The organism is Microcoleus sp. Pol10D4 (assembly GCF_036701555.1).
Taxonomy (GTDB): Bacteria; Cyanobacteriota; Cyanobacteriia; order Cyanobacteriales; family Microcoleaceae; genus Microcoleus.
Genome location: NZ_JAUBRA010000004.1, coordinates 22387 through 41467, shown reverse-complemented (window position 1 = coordinate 41467; position 19081 = coordinate 22387). Strand labels below are relative to the sequence as shown.

Below are 19081 nucleotides of genomic sequence, written 5' to 3'. Positions count from 1 at the left end.
CTTAAGTGAATTGTTTGGTCTGTCCGTCGGGCGTTATTCGTCTTGGGTAAAGTAGCGATCGAGAAAATTCAAAGCATAGTTGCGGAGTTCGTAATACTCCTGGGATTCCCGCAACTCTTGGCGATCGCGCGGGCGCGCAAACGGCACTGACAAAATTTCACCTATCGTCGCAGCCGGGCCGTTTGTCATCAGCACAATGCGATCGGACATATAGATAGCTTCATCCACATCGTGAGTAATCATCATTGCAGCTTGTCTATGATTTTCCCAGATATCCAGCACCTGTTTCTGCAACTTGCCGCGAGTCAGAGCATCCAGCGCTCCAAACGGTTCGTCCATTAATAACATTTTCGGTCGAATCGCCAAAGCTCGTGCAATCCCAACCCGCTGTTTCATGCCTCCTGAAATTTCGTCTGGATATTTATCGGCTGCTGCCGTTAAGTTTACCATTGCTAGGTGTTCGTTGACAAGGCTAATCTTCTCAGGACGGCTAAGACTTTGCAAAACTTCATCAACTGCCAGCCGAATATTTTCCCGCACCGTCAGCCAAGGCAGCAATCCGTAGTGCTGAAATACCATCATGCGATCGGCTCCCGGTTTGCGAATTTCTTTTCCTTCCAGTGTCACCATTCCCCCGCTCTGTTTTTCCAAACCTGCCACTATTTTTAGCAGCGTAGATTTACCACATCCAGAGTGACCGATAACCGAAATAAATTCGTTTTCTCCAATACTTAAATTGATATTTTCCAAGACGCTAAATTCTGTACCGTCAGCATTTTTATACGACTTGAACAAATTGTCTATTTCCAGAAATTCAGAGGAGTTGGGGTTTTGGCTATTGGTGTTGATTGAAGCAGCAGTATATTGAGTCATCTGACGTTCCTGGTAATTGTTTATGGGTTATTGTATATCTCGCTTGTAGCTGAGTCTCGATCCCCCTAAATCCCCCTTAATAAGGGGAGTAGGGGTTGACTTTGAACGCTCCGGTTCCCCCCTTATTAAGGGGGAGTAGGGGGCAAGCTAAGGGGGGATCGAGGAGCTAGGGGGGAACGCGAGGAATGTAGAAGGAAGACAGCAAATCTCAAAGATTAAGACTGAAAAAAAGACTGAGGGCGGTTGGCTCGAATTTCAAAACTATTCACATAACCCACCGGATCGCTCGGATCGAAAGCCTTTTTATCAATGAAAAGTTCCGCAGGTTCCACCTGGTAATCCTCCTGGGGACAATCGATCGCCATTTCGGCAACAATCTTGCGGTAAAGGTCGGTTCTCCAAGCTTTTTTAGCTAATTCCTCAGCATTTTTTGGAACTTCTTTAATCTGTCCCCAGCGAGCGGCTTGAGTCATCAACCAAATACTCTGAGATTGCCACATAAATGTTGAATGATTTCCCGGTATTTGAGGCAAATTCTTAGGAATGTCATAGAAAATAGTTGCATCTTCCGATTGTAGGGTGCGGTCTTTTTCGTCAAACCCTCCATAGTTGTAGTTGCCAACTATTGCCGGTCGCGTAAATTTGTCGATCGCCCCTTTTTTCGGTTTCGCCCCCGTAAAAGATCGCTCAGTCAGCAGCGCCGATATTTCACTGCGATTTTCCGGCTTGCTGCAATACTGACAAGCTTCCACCATTGCCTTAACCAGCGAGTAATAAGTTTTCGGATTTTCCTCAATGAATGATTGCATTACTCCCAAAAGGCGATCGGGATGTCCCAGCCAAACTTCCTTGCCTTGCACGAAGGTAAAACCCACTCCCAAATTGCCTTGAATTGCCCGCGTATTCCAAGGCTCTGCCACCATGTAAGCCTGCATCGCGCCAATCCTGATATTAGTTACCATCTGCGGCGGCGGCACAATAATTACCCGAAATTCTTTGAACGGATCGACACCCGCAGCCGCCGATATGTAGCGGACAAAGTATTCGTAAATCGCAGAACTCAGAACCACAGCCCAAACTCTTTTTTCCGGCGGCTGACTGTCAAAAAAGGCTCGAAATTGTTTGCCAAATTCTTCAAAATTGCCGTTGTATTCGTGCCACGGGCGCAAACCGAAATCCCACATAGCTTTGTTCATCGTCATGGCGTTGCCGTGGCGGTGAATTGTCATTGCCGCGCACAGGTGTGCCTGCCGCGCTCCTTCCGCGCCAATTCGGGCGTTTGTGACGGCGCCGGATACGACTGGGGAGGCGTCGAGGCGGCCGAAGATTAGGCCGTCGCGGGAGGTTGCCCAGCTTGCTTCGCGGTTGAGTTGGACGTTTAAACCGTATTTGCGGAAAAAACCTTTTTTCCAGGCGATCGCAAATGGTGCACAATCGTTAACCGGCACGTATCCTACGGTTAAATTTGGTTTTTCTAATGTTCGGGAATCGACAACCGGCTTTACGGCTGAGGCTTCTTCTGTGAGTCCTTTTGCCGATCGATCCGCGCTAATTCCACAACTAGATAAAGCCATTCCCGCCGCCGCCGCTCCCATTCCTTGCAAAAACTCTCGGCGGTTCCATTCATGGGCAAACTTGTCACTCATACCATTTTAGATTAAAGAATTGGCCATGACTAATAGACGAGCAATTGCCTAAATCTTCGCTCGATAGAGCAACCGCAGATTTAAGGCAGATAAACACAGATAAACGCAGATAATGTCAAGAGATGAGGATGACTGATGACTGATGACTAATGACTCTGGATCGATCGATGCGTTACTAATTCCTGAACTTTGTCAACAGCAGCGTCGAGCAACAATCCAGTTATGCCAATTACAAACACCGCTAAAAATACTGAACTCAGATTCAAACGGCTCCACTCATCCCAGACAAAAAAGCCAATTCCCACGCCGCCTGTCAGCATTTCCACTGCCACAATCACCAGCCAAGCAATCCCCAAACTAATCCGCAAACCTGTAAAAATATATGGCAAACTTGCAGGCCAAATTATCTTGGTAATCCGCCTCCAGCGCGGCATTTCCAACACTCGCGCCACATCCAGATAATCCTTGGAAACGCTAGAAACTCCCAAAGCTGTGTTGATAATTGTCGGCCACAAAGACGTAATGAATATGACAAAAATTGCCGACGGATCTGCTAAATTAAAAATTGATAGAGCTATGGGCAGCCAAGCTAGCGGCGACACTGGTTTGAAGATTTGAATCAGCGGATTGAGCGCCATCATTGCTGGTTTCGACATCCCGATGAGAAATCCCACGGGAATCGCAACTGCTGCACCCAGAAAAAATCCCACCAACACCCTACGCAAACTTGCTAGCAGCAGCCAGCCAATGCCTAAATCTCCAGGCCCGCGCTGGTAAAATGGATGCAATATGTAATCTAAATTAGCGACTAACGCCTGATACGGAGTGGGAATCAAATCGCTTTTGAAGCTGGCAACAATCCACCACACACCAAGAATTCCCAAAAAACCAGCCGCCGGCAACAAAACTGCATCTCGGATGACAACGGGTTTTACCCGCTTCCACGTTGCAACTCCTGCAACTGCGATCGCAGATAAATTAAGCTGTATGAACATTTCAAACTCCTTCAGAGTCAGGGCAGGTACAAGAATCTTGAACAATACCAACCTGAGACACTGACGAAGCCAAACTATCTTGTTCAGAAAGTTGGCTTTTCAGTCTCTTCTCAATGCCTGCGAAGTTAGCTGACGGGCTAGGACTGAGAGATGTCCTTCTCTAAAGATTTCAAAATCCAAAATTACACTCTAATTTGGCAATTTTTAACTTTGCTTTTTAATTCTCTAGAGATTCGCCCCGAAAATTGGTTCCTCCGCTCCAGCCACACGCTTGGTTCGATCGCGCAGTGCTGAATTAGGCTTGACTTTTTAAGCCAATTTAACATAACGTATCACGAGCTTATTCTATTGTCAATATGTCTTTAGGAGTAGCTATTTGAGTGCGGCAGAACCCAAAAGTTGAGAGAAAATTCAAAAAGTTAATTATTAAAGTAATCTAGAAATATAAAATACGATCACTTACTTGATTTCTATAAAAGCAATGATAGATTTTAGCCAATCCCTACAAGATAAAATTGATATAATTACCGAAAACTGGATCGAAGCTGTTCGGGGCGACGAGAAAATCGGCACCGCCAAGCAACTCACCTACGATTCCGTGCGCGACAGCCTTCCCATCGTACTGCAAGCGATCGTAACTATGCTGTCCGAATCAGAAGACAGCGACTTTCGGGCAGTCATACAAGAAAGTTTTGACCACGGGAGTGTCAGGGCACAACAAGGCTACGATGCCGAAGAAATTGCGCGGGAATACCGCTTGCTGCGGAGGGTAATTTTCGATGCTTTAGAGCCAGAATTGCTAAAAGGCTCAGGCGCTGAAGTGAACCGAGCTTATCGCTTAATTGACACTGCCCTCGACGAAGCAATTGCTGACTGTTTCCAAACTTATACGCAGGCAAGATTTCAAGAACTACAGGAGTTGCAAAACCAATTGCAACTTACAAATCAAGAGCTGAGTCGCTTACTTCGCGCCAGTCAAGAGAATATATCTCACTTAGCTCACGAATTGAAAACCCCCCTCACCTCTATTATTGGCTACTCACAATTGTTTTTGCGCCAAATAAACAATCCTAGAGTTAAAGATTCGGCTCCCAATTTGGCACATATTGATAAAGTCCTCAACAACGGCAGACTATTACTTAGATTAATTAACGATACTCTCGAAATCTCGCGGTACGACACGGGACGCATAAAATTGCAGCTAACTGCGACAAATGTGCAATCGGCGATCGGCACTGTTGTCGAAATAATCGAGCCTTTGGCCAAAGCAAAAAATTTAGAGATCGCCCTTGAGTGCGATCCGGTTCTCGATCAAGTTATGACAGATTACTTGCGCTTGCAGCAAATTATCACCAACTTGGTGAGCAACGCCATTCGCTACACCCAAGCTGGTACTATTACCATAAAAACCGAATTATTGCCAGACCAACATTGGAGTATCTGCATCACCGATACAGGCATTGGCATTGCTTCAGAAGACTGCGATCGGATTTTTCAGCCATTTGTTCGGGCAAACAACTCCCTGGGTTCTGTGATGCCTGACAGTACCGGCTTAGGGCTAGCAATTGTCGCTCGATTAGTCAACCTCTTGCAAGGTAAAATCGAATTAGTTTCTGAAGTAGGAGTTGGCACCTCCTTCACTGTAATTTTCCCCTTAGAATTGGATGGAGTTTAGATTACTGTTAACTGTTGACTGTTGACTGTTGACTGTTGACTGTTGACTGTTGACTGTTGACTGTTGACTGTTGACTGTTGACTAATAACTAATGACTAATGACTAATGACTAATAACTAATGACTAATGACTTCTTCAAATCAGAAACCGAATAGTTACATAAACAGCCGCAGCCACCAATTGCAACGCCATCACAGGCAGCCCGTAACGCAGAAAAGTTTGAAAAGAAATCCGGCGCCCGTGCAGTTCAGAAATTCCCGCCGCCACTATATTAGAAGAAGCTCCTGCCAAAGTGCCGTTTCCGCCTAAAGTTGCTCCGTACATCATCGCATAAAACAGTGGCAGCACAGCAGGTGGAAACTGCCCTGCAAAATCCGGAGCCAGCACCTCTGCTGGTGCCATCCCGATATTGACAACATACTGTTTTAGCAGCGGCACCATCGCCACTACCAGCGGAATATTTGGCACCACGCTCGACATCAAACCCACAAAAAATAACAAAACTAAAGAACCCAGAAAAATATTTTTACCTAAAATTACTGCTAATATTCCAGATATATTGCCGATTACTCCGGTTTTTTCCAAACCGCCAATCAGCACAAAGATAGACATAAAAAATAGCAACGTGCTCCAATCTAAATCCCGCAAAATATTATTAACAGAATCAAGTTGGGAATGGTGAGCTAAGAGCATTGCCAAAGCAGCCCCCAACAAAGCAATCGCTGCCGGTGAAATAGGCACCGGCAGCGACTCTCCTATTACAAAAAATGTCAGCACGAAAGCTATAATTACACCGCCCACTGCTAAGACTCGCGGGTGATTGATTTTTGGGTGCGGCAAGTGTTCCAAATCGTCTAATTTTTTGTTCCAAATTTCTCGGAACAGCCAAGGCAACATAACTAATATAACTGCTACGGCAATTACCCCGCCCAAACTTAACTTTACCAGGTAATCTGCAAAGCTCATGTTAATAGCATCGCCGACAATGAATGTCGCCGGATCGCCCACGAGTGTCAGCAGTCCCGAACTGTTAGCCACAAATACCATTAAAATCAGTAACGGCACAAAATCTACACCGACTTCTTCTGCCATTGGCGGAATTAATGGTGCTAGCAGCATGACTGTCGTGGCATTGGGCAAAACTGCACAAAGTGGCGTAGTAATCGCGACAATACCCAGCAAGAGATTTTTGCCTTTGCCTTTTGCTAAAAGCACCATTTGAGTTGCCAAGTAGTCGAATACTTTGGTAGGCTCAAAGGCTCTCACCATTACCATGACTCCGAAGAACAAGCCCAGGGTGGCGTGACTTCGACCGATATATTCGATCGCGTTGTTTAACGTCATCACGTGGGTAAAAACCAGAATCACCGCTCCCAGAAATGCCGCAACTGTGAGGTGTATCCATTCTGTAATTATTAAGAAAATTACACATATAAATGTTGCCGTAGCGATCGCAGCTTGCACGTTTTCCATTTATTTACCTAAACAAATTAAAACTTAAAATTAAAAACTATTAGTGTGAGGCACTCTACTACTTTATGGCTCTTCTGTCAATAGGTTAAACGGCTGATTATCCTAGCAACAAGCTGGGATCAACCCCTAGAGAGAGATCCGGCACAGGCAAAAAATTACCTCAAAACTACTTCTTTTGGGAGGGTCGCGATCGCCAGAAGTTTGGTATGGCGATCGGGCGATCGCTCAACTAGAATGAAGCATGGGCAATCTCTGCCAAACTCAACCCCCACGACGCAGAAATCATGGACTACAGCCAAGTGCTCGCCGAAAAAACCGATACTATCGTCCAAAACTGGATTGAAGCAGTTCGTCAGGATCGGAAAATTGAAAGCGCTGACGCCTTACCGCACTCAGCAATCGAGAATCACATACCTCACCTGCTGACGGCGATGGCCACAGTGCTTTCCCAATATCAACACAGCGAAATAAAAGTAATAATAGAAGCCAGTTTAGATCACGGATTTCTCAGAGCCGAACAAGGCTACGACGCCGCAGAAGTAGCCCGCGAATACCACTTATTGCGTCAAGTAATATTCTCCCAATTAGAAGCAGATTTGCTAGCAGGAACCACCACCGACGTATTCAGAGCTTTTCGGCTGATAGATGCCGTAGTAGACGAAGCAATTGCCCAGTGTTTTAATAGCTACGTTGCTCAGAGGCTGCTGGAACTTCAACAAATTCAAACTCAGTTACAACTCACCAATCAAGAACTCTCTCGCCTTGTCAGCGTCCATCAAGAAAACGTCTACCATTTGGCTCACGAACTCAAAACTCCTCTCAACTCAATTATTGGTTATTCCGAACTATTCCTGCGAAAAGAAAAATGGCAATCAGAAGTCAAAGATACCCTCCCCGGCATCGAACACATCGAGCGAGTATTGCGTAACGGGAGACAGTTGCTTCGCATGATTAATGACACACTAGAACTTTCTCGCGCCGATGCCGGAAAAATTAAACTTAACCTGCAGCGAACTAATGTACGATCGGTAATTAACACCGTAGTAGAAATGATGCAGCCAATTGCTGATGCTAAAGGACTAAAGCTCGCTGTTACCAGCGACTGCGGCCCAACACAAGTAATCTCCGACGGACAGAGGCTGCAACAAATTCTGATCAACCTGCTGAGCAATGCCATTCGCTATACAGAATCTGGTAGCATCGAATTAAGTTGCTACCCTGCTGAAGAAGGAAATTGGGCGATCGCAATTACAGATACCGGCATTGGCATCGCCCCCGAAGATACAAACCGCATCTTTGACCCCTTCTTTCAAGCAGGAGAAGCAGGCAAACAGCTCTTTCCCACCGAAAGCACTGGCCTGGGATTAGCAATAGTATCGCGGCTCGTCACGCTGCTGCAAGGCAAAATCGAGCTAGTATCAGAAATAGGAGTCGGCTCAACTTTTACCGTGATTCTGCCGCAAGAAGTTAAAATACTCCAAGAAGTAAGCTAAACATTAAGTTCAAATTTTTACATCCGAAAATCCTATGCCCGCAGCCAACCTTAGCCCTTCCACCACAGCCTTTCCCCTCACCGCCGTAGTCGGGCAAGAAGCAATCAAATTGGCCCTGCTGTTAGCAGCAGTCGATCCCGGATTGGGAGGAGTTGCGATCGCAGGCCGCCGCGGCACAGCAAAATCAGTAATGGCTCGCGCCTTGCACTCCTTACTGCCACCCATTGAAATTGTTAAAGATTCTTTTTGCAACGCCGAACCTAATGAAAATATTGCCCAACAGGCATCAGGCTTGTTACCAGAAAATGGCGGGCAAGATGTCCACACCACCGATAGTAATTCCCCAACTACTGAAATAATTCCCACACCATTTATTCAAATTCCTTTGGGTGTCACCGAAGACAGACTTTTAGGTTCCGTCGATGTCGAACAATCAGTAAAATTCGGTCAAACTGTATTTCAACCAGGACTCTTGGCCCAAGCAAATCGAGGCGTACTTTATGTAGACGAAATTAACCTCCTGGATGACAATATTTCCAACCAATTGCTAACAGTATTAACCGAAGGACGCAACCAAATAGAGCGCGAAGGCATTAGCTTTCAACACCCCTGCAAACCTCTATTTATCGCCACCTACAACCCCGAAGAAGGGCCGCTGAGAGAACATTTGCTCGATCGCATCGCGATCGTACTTTCAGCCGACGCAGCACTCGAACTAGAAGAAAGAGTCTATGCAGTAGAACAAGCTTTATCCTACTCCAGCTCCCCCCAAGAATTTCTCAATCAATACAGCGAAGACACCGACAACCTCAAAACCCAAATCATCCTAGCCCGAGAATGGCTCAAAGATGTCAGCATTAAACGCGAACAAATTGCCTACCTAGTAGAAGAAGCCATCCGGGGTGGCGTTCAAGGACACCGCGCCGAAATATTCGCAGTCCGCGTCGCCAAAGCCGCCGCCGCCATCGAAGGACGCACAGAAGTTAACGCCGAAGACCTGCGCCGCGCCGTAGAATTAGTCATCGTACCCCGCGCCACCATCATCCAAACTCCCCCAGACGAAAACTCTCCTCCTCCTCCCCCCCCACCGCCTCCCCAAAAGCAGTCAGAACAAGAACAAGACGAACCAGAAAACGAACAAGAAGACGAAGAAGACCAAGAGGATGAAGACAACCCGGAACCTGAAGAAGAACCAGAAAAAGATACCATTCCCGAAGAATTTCTATTCGACCCCGAAGGCGTAATTCTCGACCCCAGCGTGCTTTTATTCGCCCAACAATCCGCCAACAAACAAGGCAAATCCGGCAGCCGCAGCACCATTTTCTCGGAAGATAGAGGCCGTTACGTCAAGCCAGTTTTACCCAAAGGCCCCGTCCGCCGCATCGCCGTTGACGCCACCCTCAGAGCCGCCGCACCCTACCAAAAAGCCCGCCGCGACAGGAATTCTAACCCCCCCCAACCCCCCCTTGCCAAGGGGGGGCAACAGGCGAGTCAACCCCCTCTTGCTAACGGGGGGCAACAGGCGAGTCAACCCCCCCTTAGCAAGGGGGGGCAAGAGGGGGTTCAGCGCCGTGTATTTGTGGAGCAGGGAGACATTCGGGCGAAGCGCTTGGCCAGAAAAGCTGGAGCTTTAGTCGTATTTGTCGTCGATGCTTCGGGTTCGATGGCCCTCAACCGGATGCAGTCCGCCAAAGGTGCAGTCATGCAGCTACTCACAGAAGCTTATCAAAGCCGCGACCAAGTTGCTCTCATTCCCTTTCGCGGAGAACAAGCAGAAGTGCTGCTACCGCCGACTCGCTCGATAGCCTTAGCCCGCAAGCGTTTGGAACGGTTGCCCTGCGGAGGCGGTTCCCCCCTGGCCCACGGTTTGACTCAAGCAGTGCGGGTGGGAGTCAACGCGCGTCAGTCTGGAGATATCGGTCAAGTGGCGATTGTCGCCATTACTGACGGACGCGGTAATATTCCTTTGGCTCGTTCTTTGGGCGAACCGATTGTAGATGGAGAAAAGCCTGATATTAAGAAAGAATTGTTAGAAATTGCTGCCAAAATTCGTGGGTTGGGAATGCAGTTGCTGGTGATTGATACCGAGAGCAAGTTTATTTCGACTGGCTTTGCAAAGGAATTGGCCAAGACTTCTGGAGGGAAATACTATCACTTGCCGAAAGCTACCGAACAGTCGATCGCAGCTATGACTAAAAATGCTCTGCGCGACGCGATCGGCTAAAATCCTGATAGCCACATTTATCTGCGTTTATTCGCGTTTATCTGCTGTTAAAAATCCAAAAATTAGACTTTTTGCCAAAAAAGTCTAATTTTTAACTCTCACTCTCCGGCGACTCAGCGCCAGCGAACCCGCAACTAAACCCAACCCTACCACCGCCGAAGGCTCAGGAATTCTTACGGGCAGAGGCACGCGGTTTGCCGTCCCCCGGTTCGGGGTTGAAGAAGTTGTACTTTGGGGGAGTTGACCGCTATTCTGGGCCAGGAGCAAATATTCTGAACCCTGCCCTGAAGTAGCGGTAGAAACGGCTCCGACATTATCTGCAACGGCAGCTTGACCGCCGCAAATAACGGCGGCGGCAGCCAATAAAATTCCGGCTGTAGGTGGCAATAATTTGCGTTCAAAAAATGTGGGCATTGGAAATTACCTATTTAGCAGTTTGTCTATAGAACTCGATCTATTTATTAAGTTTCTGGGTAGGCTCTGTATGAGCTACCTTAGCAATTAACGGAACCGATTTTAGATTTTAGATTTTAGATTTTATATTTATTTTATATTATTGAAGTTTCTAGTCCCTACTTTCAACTAAGTCGCAAATCAAAAACCTAAAATCAACTGTGGCCCCTGCCTCTAGCATATACTGCTTAATCCCCAATCGTAAATCCCCCATCCAAAATTGATTGACTTTAGCTATATCTGCGATTTGATGGACTTTAAGCTGGCCCCTGGCCACATATAGCGCCGGCCCTTTAACCTCAATTATAGCTTTGCCGCAACGCGCAACGGTGCGAGACAGCGACACGGCACAGACCTGTACGCAGTCGATTATAAACAATCGATCCGTGCTTTGGAGTGATTTCACCCCTGTTCTTTATCAAATCTTTAAACTCTTTCAGGTTTTGCAAACACAGTGTAAAGCTGTCAAAATGATAGATAGCAATTCTCAGTCAAAATTAGGTAAATCCTCGTGAGTAACACTAGCAATTTCCGCGAAGCCGTGCGCGAGGCCAAAAACCACGCGCTAGTAGGCCCCAACGTCATCTCCAACGCTCTCCCCTTCGTGGGCGGCGGACTTGTCTTAACTGCTGTCGGCACCTACGGGGGCCTGGGAGTGATTCGTAACTATCCCGCGATCTTCTTTCCCACATTCATTGCCGCGATCGTCGTAGAATTAATTCTCTTCTTCATCGCCCGCGGTGCCGCCGAACAAGGCAACAAAAACACCGCTTTGCCCCTGCTGGCAACCTACAGTCTGCTTTCCGGCTACACCCTCAGCGGATTGGTATTTACAGCCCTCAGAACCCAAGGCGTCGGCATCTCCGGCATCGCTTTTGCCGCCCTCGGATGTGGCATTACCTTTATCGCTGCCCGCCAAATTGGCTCCAACCTTTCTGAACAAGACGGCATGGCCCTCACCAAAACTATCAGTTTAGGTGTGATTGCTTTGTTAGTCGTCGTTGGCGGTCAGTTTCTGCTCGCTCTCTTTGGCGTCTACACCCCAACCTGGTTGGAAATTGGCATTTCTGGCATCGGCGTGTTTATATTTGCCGGCGCTGCGATCGTCGATTTTTACATATTACCCCGCAGCTACCGCGACGACCAGTATTTGCCCGCTGCTCTGTCGATGTACTTGACCTACATCAACTTGTTCATCTTTATTCTCCGCCTGCTGATTGCTCTCAACGGCCGGGATTAATTGAAACTTTAGCTTATTAAAAAAAACTGCGGCTCGATAGACATCCGGCCGCGGTTTTTTTTATTAAGATTTGGAATCAAGATAGTCGTCCTCGTTTCCTCTGTCCCTCATACAAAAAACTTATATCATGTTCACAGCCGACAGACATAAGGTATAATTTTAATCTTTAATCACTCAATCAAAACTCTTGCTATCTAATTGTGTCGATCGCGATTTCAATATTAATCACAAATTAATTGGGGAAAACTCATGTACTTAAAATATGAAGATATCAGGAGAGTCAGCGTAGAAATTACCTCCCGGTGCAATGCAGCTTGTCCCCAGTGTCCCCGCACCGGCAACCCGATTTTGCCGGGGGCGGAATTAAAGATGGAGGATATTGAGAGAATTTTCCCACAAGAGTTTTGCTCTCAGTTGGATTTGGTGTATATGTGCGGCAACTACGGCGATGCTATGACTAGCAATACCACAATTCCGGCGATCGAGTATTTGCACCGCATGGGAGTTCCTCATATCTCCCTGTACACCAACGGTAGCGGACGCAATCCAGACTGGTGGCAAGCCCTGGCAAAGGCGATGACAGGAGAACACGATCGCGTAATTTTTAGTATCGACGGGTTGGCTGATACTAACAGCATCTACCGCCAAAATACCAACTGGGACAGGATAATGCAGTCTGTTAATGCCTTTATCCAAGCAGGTGGAAAAGCTGTATGGCATTACTTGATATTTGAACACAACCAGCACCAAGTAGAAGCAGCGCGGGATTTAGCCCAACAATTAGGATTTGTCGAGTTTGTACCGAAAGCAACCTCTCGTTTTGTGGCGAAAGAGATTTATGACAAAGAGTCCGCAAGTCAACAGCCCCAGAAGGCAGAAAACTCTCAGGTAGATGCCAAGAGCGATCGCCCCAACCAACCAGTAACAGCTAATTTAGCAGACCCTCAGCATCAAGAACAGGCCGCGCTTCAGTTCCACCGACAAGCTGAGGAATTCTTGAAACAAGGAAAGCTATCAGAGGCGATCGCAGCCAGCCAACAAGCCCTAAAAATTCAACCTAATTTTGCAGCAGCCTGGAAAACTTTAGGCAATGCTGTTCAAGGTTTGGGGAAGATGCAAGCAGCAGCAGATTGTTACGCCAAGGCACTTAAAATTCAGCCTAATTTTCCAGAAGTTTATGCTAATGTCGGCAGTCTTTATGCTCAACAGCAACAGTGGCAGCCAGCTAGTGCTTATTACCAAAAGGCGATCGAGCTTAAACCCAATTTTGCCGGAGCTTATCGCAATTTAGCTCAAGTGTTGACGCAGTTGGGGCAACCAGAAAAAGCCAATTATGCTTGGTATCAAGCTATAGCTATCGAAACCTCTCAAGCACCAGAAACAACTCCTTCTGTCCCATCAAAGCCAGCCAGCGAAGAACTCCAACCCCCATCGTTGGAACAATATAAAAATCCCCAGGGAGACCAATTTATCCAAGCTGTAGAAAAATTTGGTAGCCTAAACAATTACTACCGAAATGTAGAAATTAGCTGCCAAACTCAAGCCAGCCAAGAGATTTTCATCAGTTTTGAAGCGGAACTCTGGCCTTGCTGTTGGGTAAGCCACACTAAATACGCTATTTATAACCACACTTACAGACCGCAAATGCTGGCTTTAATTGAAAAGTACGGAAATGGCTTTAATTCTCTCAGAACTCAATCGGTGAAAGATGCGATCGCCAGAGATTGGTTTCGCGAAGACCTCACAAAAAGTTTTTCCTGTTCTAAAAGGTTGGACGTATGTGCTCACGAATGCGGTAAAACTTTCAATTCAACAGGTTCGCAGTATATCTAAGAAGTCAGTTGACTGTTGACTGTTGACTGTTGACTGTTGACTGTTGTCACAAGAAAGAAGGAAGAATGCGGTGAAGCCGATCGCATTTCATGTCACGATTAAGGCAGGTTATCGGGATCGATCCCTTGCGATCGCAAATACTCAGCTAGGCGATCGGCTCGTTGCTGTTGAACCTCAGCTCGCTGTCGTTCTACCCTCAACTGTTCGCGCATCTGCTCCGCCGCTGCATCCGGCAAGGGATAGGCATTTCCCGACTCGTCGTACCACACCAAAATTTCTTGCTCGATCCCCCCAATAACTTGCTGAGATCGCCCTAGGCCCAGTTTCACTTCTGGCATCCAATAGGGTTCGCCAATCTGCTGCCGGTACTGGCCGTCAATCAGCTTGTAGGCTTCAAACGGTTGATGTCGATCGCGCCGCCAAAATTCGGGGTTGTAAATAATGTAGTACAAAACTCCTAACCCGGCATAAATCGACATTTTCTCGTCGTACTCTCCACCGGGTTTGTGAGACACCATTTCCAATGCTACGATCGGCACAACCTCGTTTTCTTCCCAAACAGCATAGCTGCGGCGAGATTTGCCTCCTTTTCGGCGCTCCACCCCCAAACTGAGAAACCCGTCGGAACAGGCACTTTGGGACTGATTCCTGTGGTGTGATACACCGCCATATCCACCCCAAAGTACCAATCCATGCGAGCCGACCAAATGCTAGTCAGGACAAACAACAATAGGTTGGGTAGCAGATTCTGGTCTTCGTTATCCACAGCCGTATCATCCGAACAGGGCAGGTCTTCGGTGGACGGCAAGCTTAATTTTAGTTCTGGGGAAATCATAGCAGTTAACTTCCATCGAGATCGTTAACCTGATTTTAGATTATAGCAACTTTTTTTTAATTTTTAATGCTGTAAAATTTTCAATTCAACAGGTTCGCAGGATATCTAATTACGAAGAAACAATAACATTTTGTTGAATTATCCTAATTTCAGCTACAATTTGTAAAAGACTTCAAAACCATGAGGACTAACCGTGGAAATTCTACACATAAAACACAACATCGAAACATTGTCCGATCGCCTAACGGGTCTACAAGACTATCTTTAGCTCAGCATTAACCGCCGAGAGCCAAAAGTTACAACAGCTAGCAGCACAACCCAAATCGGGCAAAAGCATCAATACAGGCGAACGGCTACTCCAAGAACTAGACGCACTCCAATCCTACCAGGCAAAACTCAACCAGTGCCAAACAATTTTGGCAGATGCTACAGCAGCACTGGAATTACTCGACTTTCAAGCAGACGAGGAATTAGAGCAAGAACTTCAAACTAATTTAGCTCAACTTAACTGCTCTCTCGAAGAGTGTGAATTAGAGCAATTGTTGAGCGGGCCTTGCGACAAAAATGGAGCCTACCTGATAATTAATGCAGCAATAGATGACCTAGATGCTCCAGACTGGGCACTAATGCTGCTGAAAATGTACTGTTGTTGGGGACACAACCAAGGCTATAGAGTTAGGTTAGTTGAAGAGTCGCCATCGACAGATAGAGGAATTAATTCTGCAACTTTGGCAATAGACGGACGTTGCGCTTACGGCTATCTAAAGTCAGAAACCGGAGTGCATCTACTGAAACGTACATCGCCTTTTAATATTACCAGAAAGCAGGCGAGTTTAGCGACGGTGGAAGTGGTGCCCATGTATGTGGAACTGGAGATTCCACAGCAGGATTTAGAATTAATAATCTTGCCTTCTCCCTACCTGCTTTCTGTGAAAGTCTCAGATTGGGTGAAGATTGTTCATGTTCCTACTGGTATTTCTGCAATATCTGGGGAGGGGCGGAGTCGATTGCAAAATAGAGAAATGGCTTTGCCCGTTCTCACCAGCAAACTGTTTGCTATTATGCAAAGACAAGGAGTTCAACAGCTTGCAGATATTCAGGGCGAGATCCTAAAAACAGCCCTTAACCAACCAATTCGGGAATATCAATTTGTCAGCGACAGCGCGAACCAGGGCAAAGTTTTGGATCTGCGTACAGGAATCCAAACAACAGCCGTCGCCGAGGTGCTCGATGGCAAACTTGACTCGTTTATCAAAGCTGGTGTGCTGCTGAAAAATTGATTTGCACATTTAGAGCAACATTTCAGCTAAACTCAAAAATACAGCCCACAAGTAGGAGAACTCACAGTGGAAGTTCTAGACATCAAACACAATATCGCAACTTTGTCCGATCGACTGGGTGCAACCCAGGACTATCTTTGACATCCCCGCACTCACAGCCAAAATTCAAGACTTAGAGCAAATCAGCGCCCAACCAGCATTTTGGGACGACCAAGATCGAGCTCAAGAAACCCTCCAAGAACTTAATGACTTCAAATCTCATTTAGACCAATATCGCGGCTGGCAAACTAGCTTGGAAGATGCTAAAGCTATTTTAGAACTGCTGGAGTTAGAAGCCGACGAGTCCCTGTTCCAAGAAGCCTCATCGAGTCTTTCTCAGTTAACCCGCGAACTCGACCAGTGGGAACTGCAACAATTACTATCTGGGCCCTACGACGAAGGCGGCGCTGTTTTGACGATTAACGCCGGCGCCGGCGGCACAGATGCTCAAGATTGGGCAGAAATGCTGCTGCGGATGTACACCCGCTGGGGGGAAAGTCAAGGTTACAAAGTACATTTAATGGAAATTTCCGAGGGAGAGGAAGCAGGTGTTAAATCGGCTTCTTTGGAAATTGTCGGCCGTTACGCTTACGGTTATATGCGATCGGAAAAAGGCACTCACCGCTTGGTCAGAATTTCGCCTTTTAATGCTAACGACAAGCGTCAAACCAGTTTTGCAGGCGTTGAAGTGATGCCAATTCTCGATCGATCCGTCAAGTTGGACATTCCAGAAAAAGATTTGGAAATCACGACTTCCCGCGCTGGCGGCAAGGGCGGGCAAAACGTTAACAAGGTAGAAACCGCAGTCCGCATCGTTCACCTTCCTACCGGTTTGGCCGTCCGCTGTACTGAAGAACGCAGTCAGTTGCAAAATAAGGAAAAAGCTCTGGCATTACTCAAGGCTAGACTGTTGGTGGTTGCTAAGGAACAGCGGGCTTCGGAAATTGCCGAGATTCGCGGCGATATGGTGGAGGCGGCTTGGGGGAACCAAATTCGCAATTATGTTTTTCACCCATACCAAATGGTCAAGGATTTGCGTACTGGAGTGGAAACAACCGCCATCGCAGATGTGATGAACGGCGAATTAGAGCCGTTTATTCAAGCTTACCTGCGGCAGGAAAATCAGTTGGTCAGTAGTCAGTAGTCAGTAGTCAGTAGTCAGTTGACAGTAGTCAATGAGGACTTCAGTCCGCAAAAAAGCAGGACTTGCATTCCTCACTACGAACCAATTTTCTGGTATGATTTTTGGGTTTTGGTCGATCGCCCGACCTCCAACAGGTCGCGCGGTCAAAAAGCTTGATATGATAAAACTTGATCTGACAAACACTAAGGAGAAATAATGACCCAAGTTGTAATAGGCGAAAATGAAGGGATTGAGTCAGCCCTACGACGGTTTAAGCGACAAGTTTCCAAAGCGGGTATTTTCCCCGACATGAGAAAGCACCGCCACTTTGAAACCCCGTTGGAAAAGCAGAAGCGCAAAGCTATTGCCAGAAGGACTAAGAGACGCTTCCACCGCAACAACAAACCCTAGAATTATTAGCACTAAATTGATTCGGCACATATAATGCCTTGCGATTCTAGTACCGCAGCGACTCGGAGAATCACCGCTTCGCTGTAGGGAGCACCAATAATTTGTACCCCCAAGGGCAAAGCGCCGGGCCGCTGTATGGGCACGCAAAGAACGGGCAAGCCAATAAATGATAGGGGTTGGGTGAACAGTCCGAGATTGGGACGCACTAAGATTTCTTGTCCGGCTATTACCATTTTCTCGATGCCAATTTCAGGGGCTGCTATCGGGGTGGCGGGTGCGAGGATGATGTCTGTTTGTTGGAATATTTCGCGAATTCGATCGCGGTACCACTGTCTGAACCTCTGCGCTTGCAAGTACCAAGTCGCAGGGATCAGGGTTCCCGCTAAAAAGCGATCGCGCGTCGCCGGATCGAAGTCTTGAGGGCGCGATCGCAAATTGTCTAAATGCAAGTTTCCCCCCTCGCAGGCGGTAATGATAAATGCAGCAGCCCGGGCGCGATCGGATTCCGGTATGCTGACAGTCGCAAGCCCCCCTATTTTTGGGGGGTTTGTTGTTTGTTCTGTGCTTATACCACAATCCAAGACATTTGTCAAGGCTTTAGCCACTATTTCTACAGCATCCATTGCTTCCGGTTCGGCCCCTGTAGCGAAATACCCGTCAGCAACAGCAATTCGCAATCCTTCGATGCCTTGATTTAACTGCGGCGAACAAAGTTCTGGCGGGCGTTGAGTGCAAACTGGGTCACGAGAATCAGGGCCTTGCAGAATATCGTACAGCAGCGCCATATCTCTGATCGATCGCCCAAACGGCCCCACACAATCCAAACTACCCGAAAATAAATAAGCGCCAGCCCTGGACAAACGGCCGTAAGTAGGCTTAAACCCAAAGACACCGCACAAAGCAGCCGGTACCCGGATGGAACCGTTAGTATCAGAACCGAGGGTGATGGGTACAAAACCGGCGGCGACTGCTGCTGCGGAACCGCCGCTGGAACCGCCAGCGATGCGCGTAGTATCGCGGGGATTGCGAGTCGGGCCGTAGTGGCTGTTTTCCGTCACAAAACCGTAGGCGTACTCATCCATGTTTAGCGTACCCACGAGCACAGCCCCGGCTTGTTTGAGTCGGGCGACCACGGCCGCGTCCTGGGTAGCCGGAGGATTGTCAGCGTTGATTTTTGACCCTGCTAGAGTAGTAATTCCGGCGATATCGAACAGGTTTTTAACAGCGAAGGGAATGCCTGCTAAAGGGCCTGGGTTTTGGTTATTTGCGATCGAATTATCTATATTTTCGGCTGCTGCGAGTGCGCTGGATGCAGTGATTGCAGTAAAGCAATTAAAAGCTTTATCCTTAACAGCAATCCGTTCCAAAGCAGCACTTACCGCCTCTGTAGCCGTAACCTTACCACATTTAACAGCCGCTGCCGTAGCAACCGCATCAGCCTTATCTAAAAAACATCTGCGTTCATCTGCGTTCATCTGCCCTCATCTG

General features: G+C 47.3%; 17 protein-coding genes and 1 riboswitch. Of the genes, 8 read left to right on the top strand and 9 right to left on the bottom strand.

Features of this window, described 5'->3' with window-relative positions; all coding sequences use genetic code 11:
• Positions 1 to 33: 33 nt before the first annotated feature.
• The 3 genes from QUA36_RS03720 to ntrB form a co-directional block, all read right to left on the bottom strand.
• Positions 34 to 873: a nitrate ABC transporter ATP-binding protein gene (locus QUA36_RS03720; RefSeq protein ID WP_333455633.1), complete on the bottom strand. Its 840-nt coding sequence runs from the start codon at positions 871 to 873 to the stop codon at positions 34 to 36.
• Positions 874 to 1088: 215 nt separating this feature from the next.
• Positions 1089 to 2519, bottom strand: coding sequence for an ABC transporter substrate-binding protein (locus QUA36_RS03715; RefSeq protein WP_333455631.1), 1431 nt, complete (start codon positions 2517 to 2519; stop codon positions 1089 to 1091).
• 146 nt (positions 2520 to 2665) lie between these two features.
• Positions 2666 to 3514 (bottom strand): nitrate ABC transporter permease, encoded by an 849-nt coding sequence (gene ntrB / locus QUA36_RS03710; protein ID WP_333455629.1) that lies wholly within the window; start codon positions 3512 to 3514, stop codon positions 2666 to 2668.
• A 99-nt stretch (positions 3515 to 3613) separates the two neighbouring features.
• Positions 3614 to 3826, bottom strand: a riboswitch (cyclic di-AMP (ydaO/yuaA leader).
• Between the two features lie 169 nt (positions 3827 to 3995).
• Between ntrB and QUA36_RS03705 the strand changes: the two genes are divergently transcribed.
• The gene (locus QUA36_RS03705) at positions 3996 to 5189 is read left to right on the top strand and encodes a sensor histidine kinase (RefSeq protein ID WP_333455627.1); all 1194 of its coding nucleotides are present in this window, start codon (positions 3996 to 3998) and stop codon (positions 5187 to 5189) included.
• 135 nt (positions 5190 to 5324) lie between these two features.
• On the opposite strand, the gene QUA36_RS03700 is transcribed toward QUA36_RS03705, so the two are convergent.
• Positions 5325 to 6662 (bottom strand): ArsB/NhaD family transporter, encoded by a 1338-nt coding sequence (locus QUA36_RS03700; protein ID WP_333455625.1) that lies wholly within the window; start codon positions 6660 to 6662, stop codon positions 5325 to 5327.
• A gap of 284 nt (positions 6663 to 6946) precedes the next feature.
• Between QUA36_RS03700 and QUA36_RS03695 the strand changes: the two genes are divergently transcribed.
• Complete coding sequence (locus QUA36_RS03695) at positions 6947 to 8155, top strand: HAMP domain-containing sensor histidine kinase (protein ID WP_333455623.1); 1209 nt, start codon at positions 6947 to 6949, stop codon at positions 8153 to 8155.
• Positions 8156 to 8189: 34 nt separating this feature from the next.
• Positions 8190 to 10379, top strand: coding sequence for a VWA domain-containing protein (locus tag QUA36_RS03690; protein WP_333455622.1), 2190 nt, complete (start codon positions 8190 to 8192; stop codon positions 10377 to 10379).
• Between the two features lie 84 nt (positions 10380 to 10463).
• On the opposite strand, the gene QUA36_RS03685 is transcribed toward QUA36_RS03690, so the two are convergent.
• Positions 10464 to 10793, bottom strand: coding sequence for a PEP-CTERM sorting domain-containing protein (locus tag QUA36_RS03685; RefSeq protein ID WP_333455620.1), 330 nt, complete (start codon positions 10791 to 10793; stop codon positions 10464 to 10466).
• A 550-nt stretch (positions 10794 to 11343) separates the two neighbouring features.
• On the opposite strand from QUA36_RS03685, the gene QUA36_RS03680 reads away from it, so the two are divergent.
• Both QUA36_RS03680 and QUA36_RS03675 read left to right on the top strand, forming a co-directional pair.
• Positions 11344 to 12072, top strand: coding sequence for a Bax inhibitor-1 family protein (locus QUA36_RS03680; RefSeq protein WP_333166984.1), 729 nt, complete (start codon positions 11344 to 11346; stop codon positions 12070 to 12072).
• A 249-nt stretch (positions 12073 to 12321) separates the two neighbouring features.
• A complete protein-coding gene (locus QUA36_RS03675) occupies positions 12322 to 13905 on the top strand; it encodes a tetratricopeptide repeat protein (protein ID WP_333455618.1) in 1584 nt (527 codons plus the stop codon).
• A gap of 98 nt (positions 13906 to 14003) precedes the next feature.
• On the opposite strand, the gene QUA36_RS03670 is transcribed toward QUA36_RS03675, so the two are convergent.
• The gene (locus QUA36_RS03670; RefSeq protein WP_333455616.1) at positions 14004 to 14444 is read right to left on the bottom strand and encodes a hypothetical protein; all 441 of its coding nucleotides are present in this window, start codon (positions 14442 to 14444) and stop codon (positions 14004 to 14006) included.
• Complete coding sequence (locus tag QUA36_RS03665) at positions 14432 to 14740, bottom strand: Uma2 family endonuclease (protein WP_333166978.1); 309 nt, start codon at positions 14738 to 14740, stop codon at positions 14432 to 14434. Before QUA36_RS03665 ends, QUA36_RS03670 begins: the two co-directional genes overlap by 13 nt.
• Before the next feature lie 260 nt (positions 14741 to 15000).
• On the opposite strand from QUA36_RS03665, the gene QUA36_RS03660 reads away from it, so the two are divergent.
• Together QUA36_RS03660 and prfB are read left to right on the top strand one after the other, a co-directional pair.
• Complete coding sequence (locus QUA36_RS03660) at positions 15001 to 16020, top strand: PCRF domain-containing protein (protein WP_333455765.1); 1020 nt, start codon at positions 15001 to 15003, stop codon at positions 16018 to 16020.
• 66 nt (positions 16021 to 16086) lie between these two features.
• Positions 16087 to 17203 (top strand): peptide chain release factor 2 gene (gene prfB / locus QUA36_RS03655; protein WP_333455613.1). Its coding sequence is split into 2 segments (ribosomal slippage): positions 16087 to 16158 and positions 16160 to 17203, totalling 1116 coding nucleotides; the frame shifts between segments, so codons are not numbered across the junction.
• Here the strand turns inward: prfB and QUA36_RS03650 are convergent.
• Positions 17204 to 17350, bottom strand: coding sequence for a hypothetical protein (locus tag QUA36_RS03650; protein WP_333455612.1), 147 nt, complete (start codon positions 17348 to 17350; stop codon positions 17204 to 17206).
• Positions 17351 to 17398: 48 nt separating this feature from the next.
• Here QUA36_RS03650 and rpsU point away from each other — a divergent pair, with 48 nt between their 5' ends.
• Positions 17399 to 17593, top strand: a complete 195-nt coding sequence (gene rpsU, locus QUA36_RS03645) for a 30S ribosomal protein S21 (RefSeq protein WP_006632476.1) — start codon at positions 17399 to 17401, stop codon at positions 17591 to 17593.
• Between the two features lie 11 nt (positions 17594 to 17604).
• On the opposite strand, the gene QUA36_RS03640 is transcribed toward rpsU, so the two are convergent.
• A complete protein-coding gene (locus QUA36_RS03640) occupies positions 17605 to 19068 on the bottom strand; it encodes an AtzE family amidohydrolase (protein ID WP_333455610.1) in 1464 nt (487 codons plus the stop codon).
• Between the last annotated feature and the right edge of the window lie 13 nt (positions 19069 to 19081).

What these genes read in the sequence shown, in the direction of transcription:
- ntrB (WP_333455629.1), bottom strand. Translation starts at nt 3,514, where the DNA reads ATGTTCATACAGCTTAATTTATCTGCGATCGCAGTTGCAGGAGTTGCA.
- rpsU (WP_006632476.1), top strand. Translation starts at nt 17,399, where the DNA reads ATGACCCAAGTTGTAATAGGCGAAAATGAAGGGATTGAGTCAGCCCTA.
- QUA36_RS03640 (WP_333455610.1), bottom strand. Translation starts at nt 19,068, where the DNA reads ATGAACGCAGATGAACGCAGATGTTTTTTAGATAAGGCTGATGCGGTT.
- QUA36_RS03665 (WP_333166978.1), bottom strand. Translation starts at nt 14,740, where the DNA reads ATGATTTCCCCAGAACTAAAATTAAGCTTGCCGTCCACCGAAGACCTG.
- QUA36_RS03695 (WP_333455623.1), top strand. Translation starts at nt 6,947, where the DNA reads ATGGACTACAGCCAAGTGCTCGCCGAAAAAACCGATACTATCGTCCAA.
- QUA36_RS03675 (WP_333455618.1), top strand. Translation starts at nt 12,322, where the DNA reads ATGTACTTAAAATATGAAGATATCAGGAGAGTCAGCGTAGAAATTACC.
- QUA36_RS03690 (WP_333455622.1), top strand. Translation starts at nt 8,190, where the DNA reads ATGCCCGCAGCCAACCTTAGCCCTTCCACCACAGCCTTTCCCCTCACC.
- QUA36_RS03715 (WP_333455631.1), bottom strand. Translation starts at nt 2,519, where the DNA reads ATGAGTGACAAGTTTGCCCATGAATGGAACCGCCGAGAGTTTTTGCAA.
- QUA36_RS03705 (WP_333455627.1), top strand. Translation starts at nt 3,996, where the DNA reads ATGATAGATTTTAGCCAATCCCTACAAGATAAAATTGATATAATTACC.
- QUA36_RS03720 (WP_333455633.1), bottom strand. Translation starts at nt 873, where the DNA reads ATGACTCAATATACTGCTGCTTCAATCAACACCAATAGCCAAAACCCC.
- QUA36_RS03685 (WP_333455620.1), bottom strand. Translation starts at nt 10,793, where the DNA reads ATGCCCACATTTTTTGAACGCAAATTATTGCCACCTACAGCCGGAATT.
- QUA36_RS03700 (WP_333455625.1), bottom strand. Translation starts at nt 6,662, where the DNA reads ATGGAAAACGTGCAAGCTGCGATCGCTACGGCAACATTTATATGTGTA.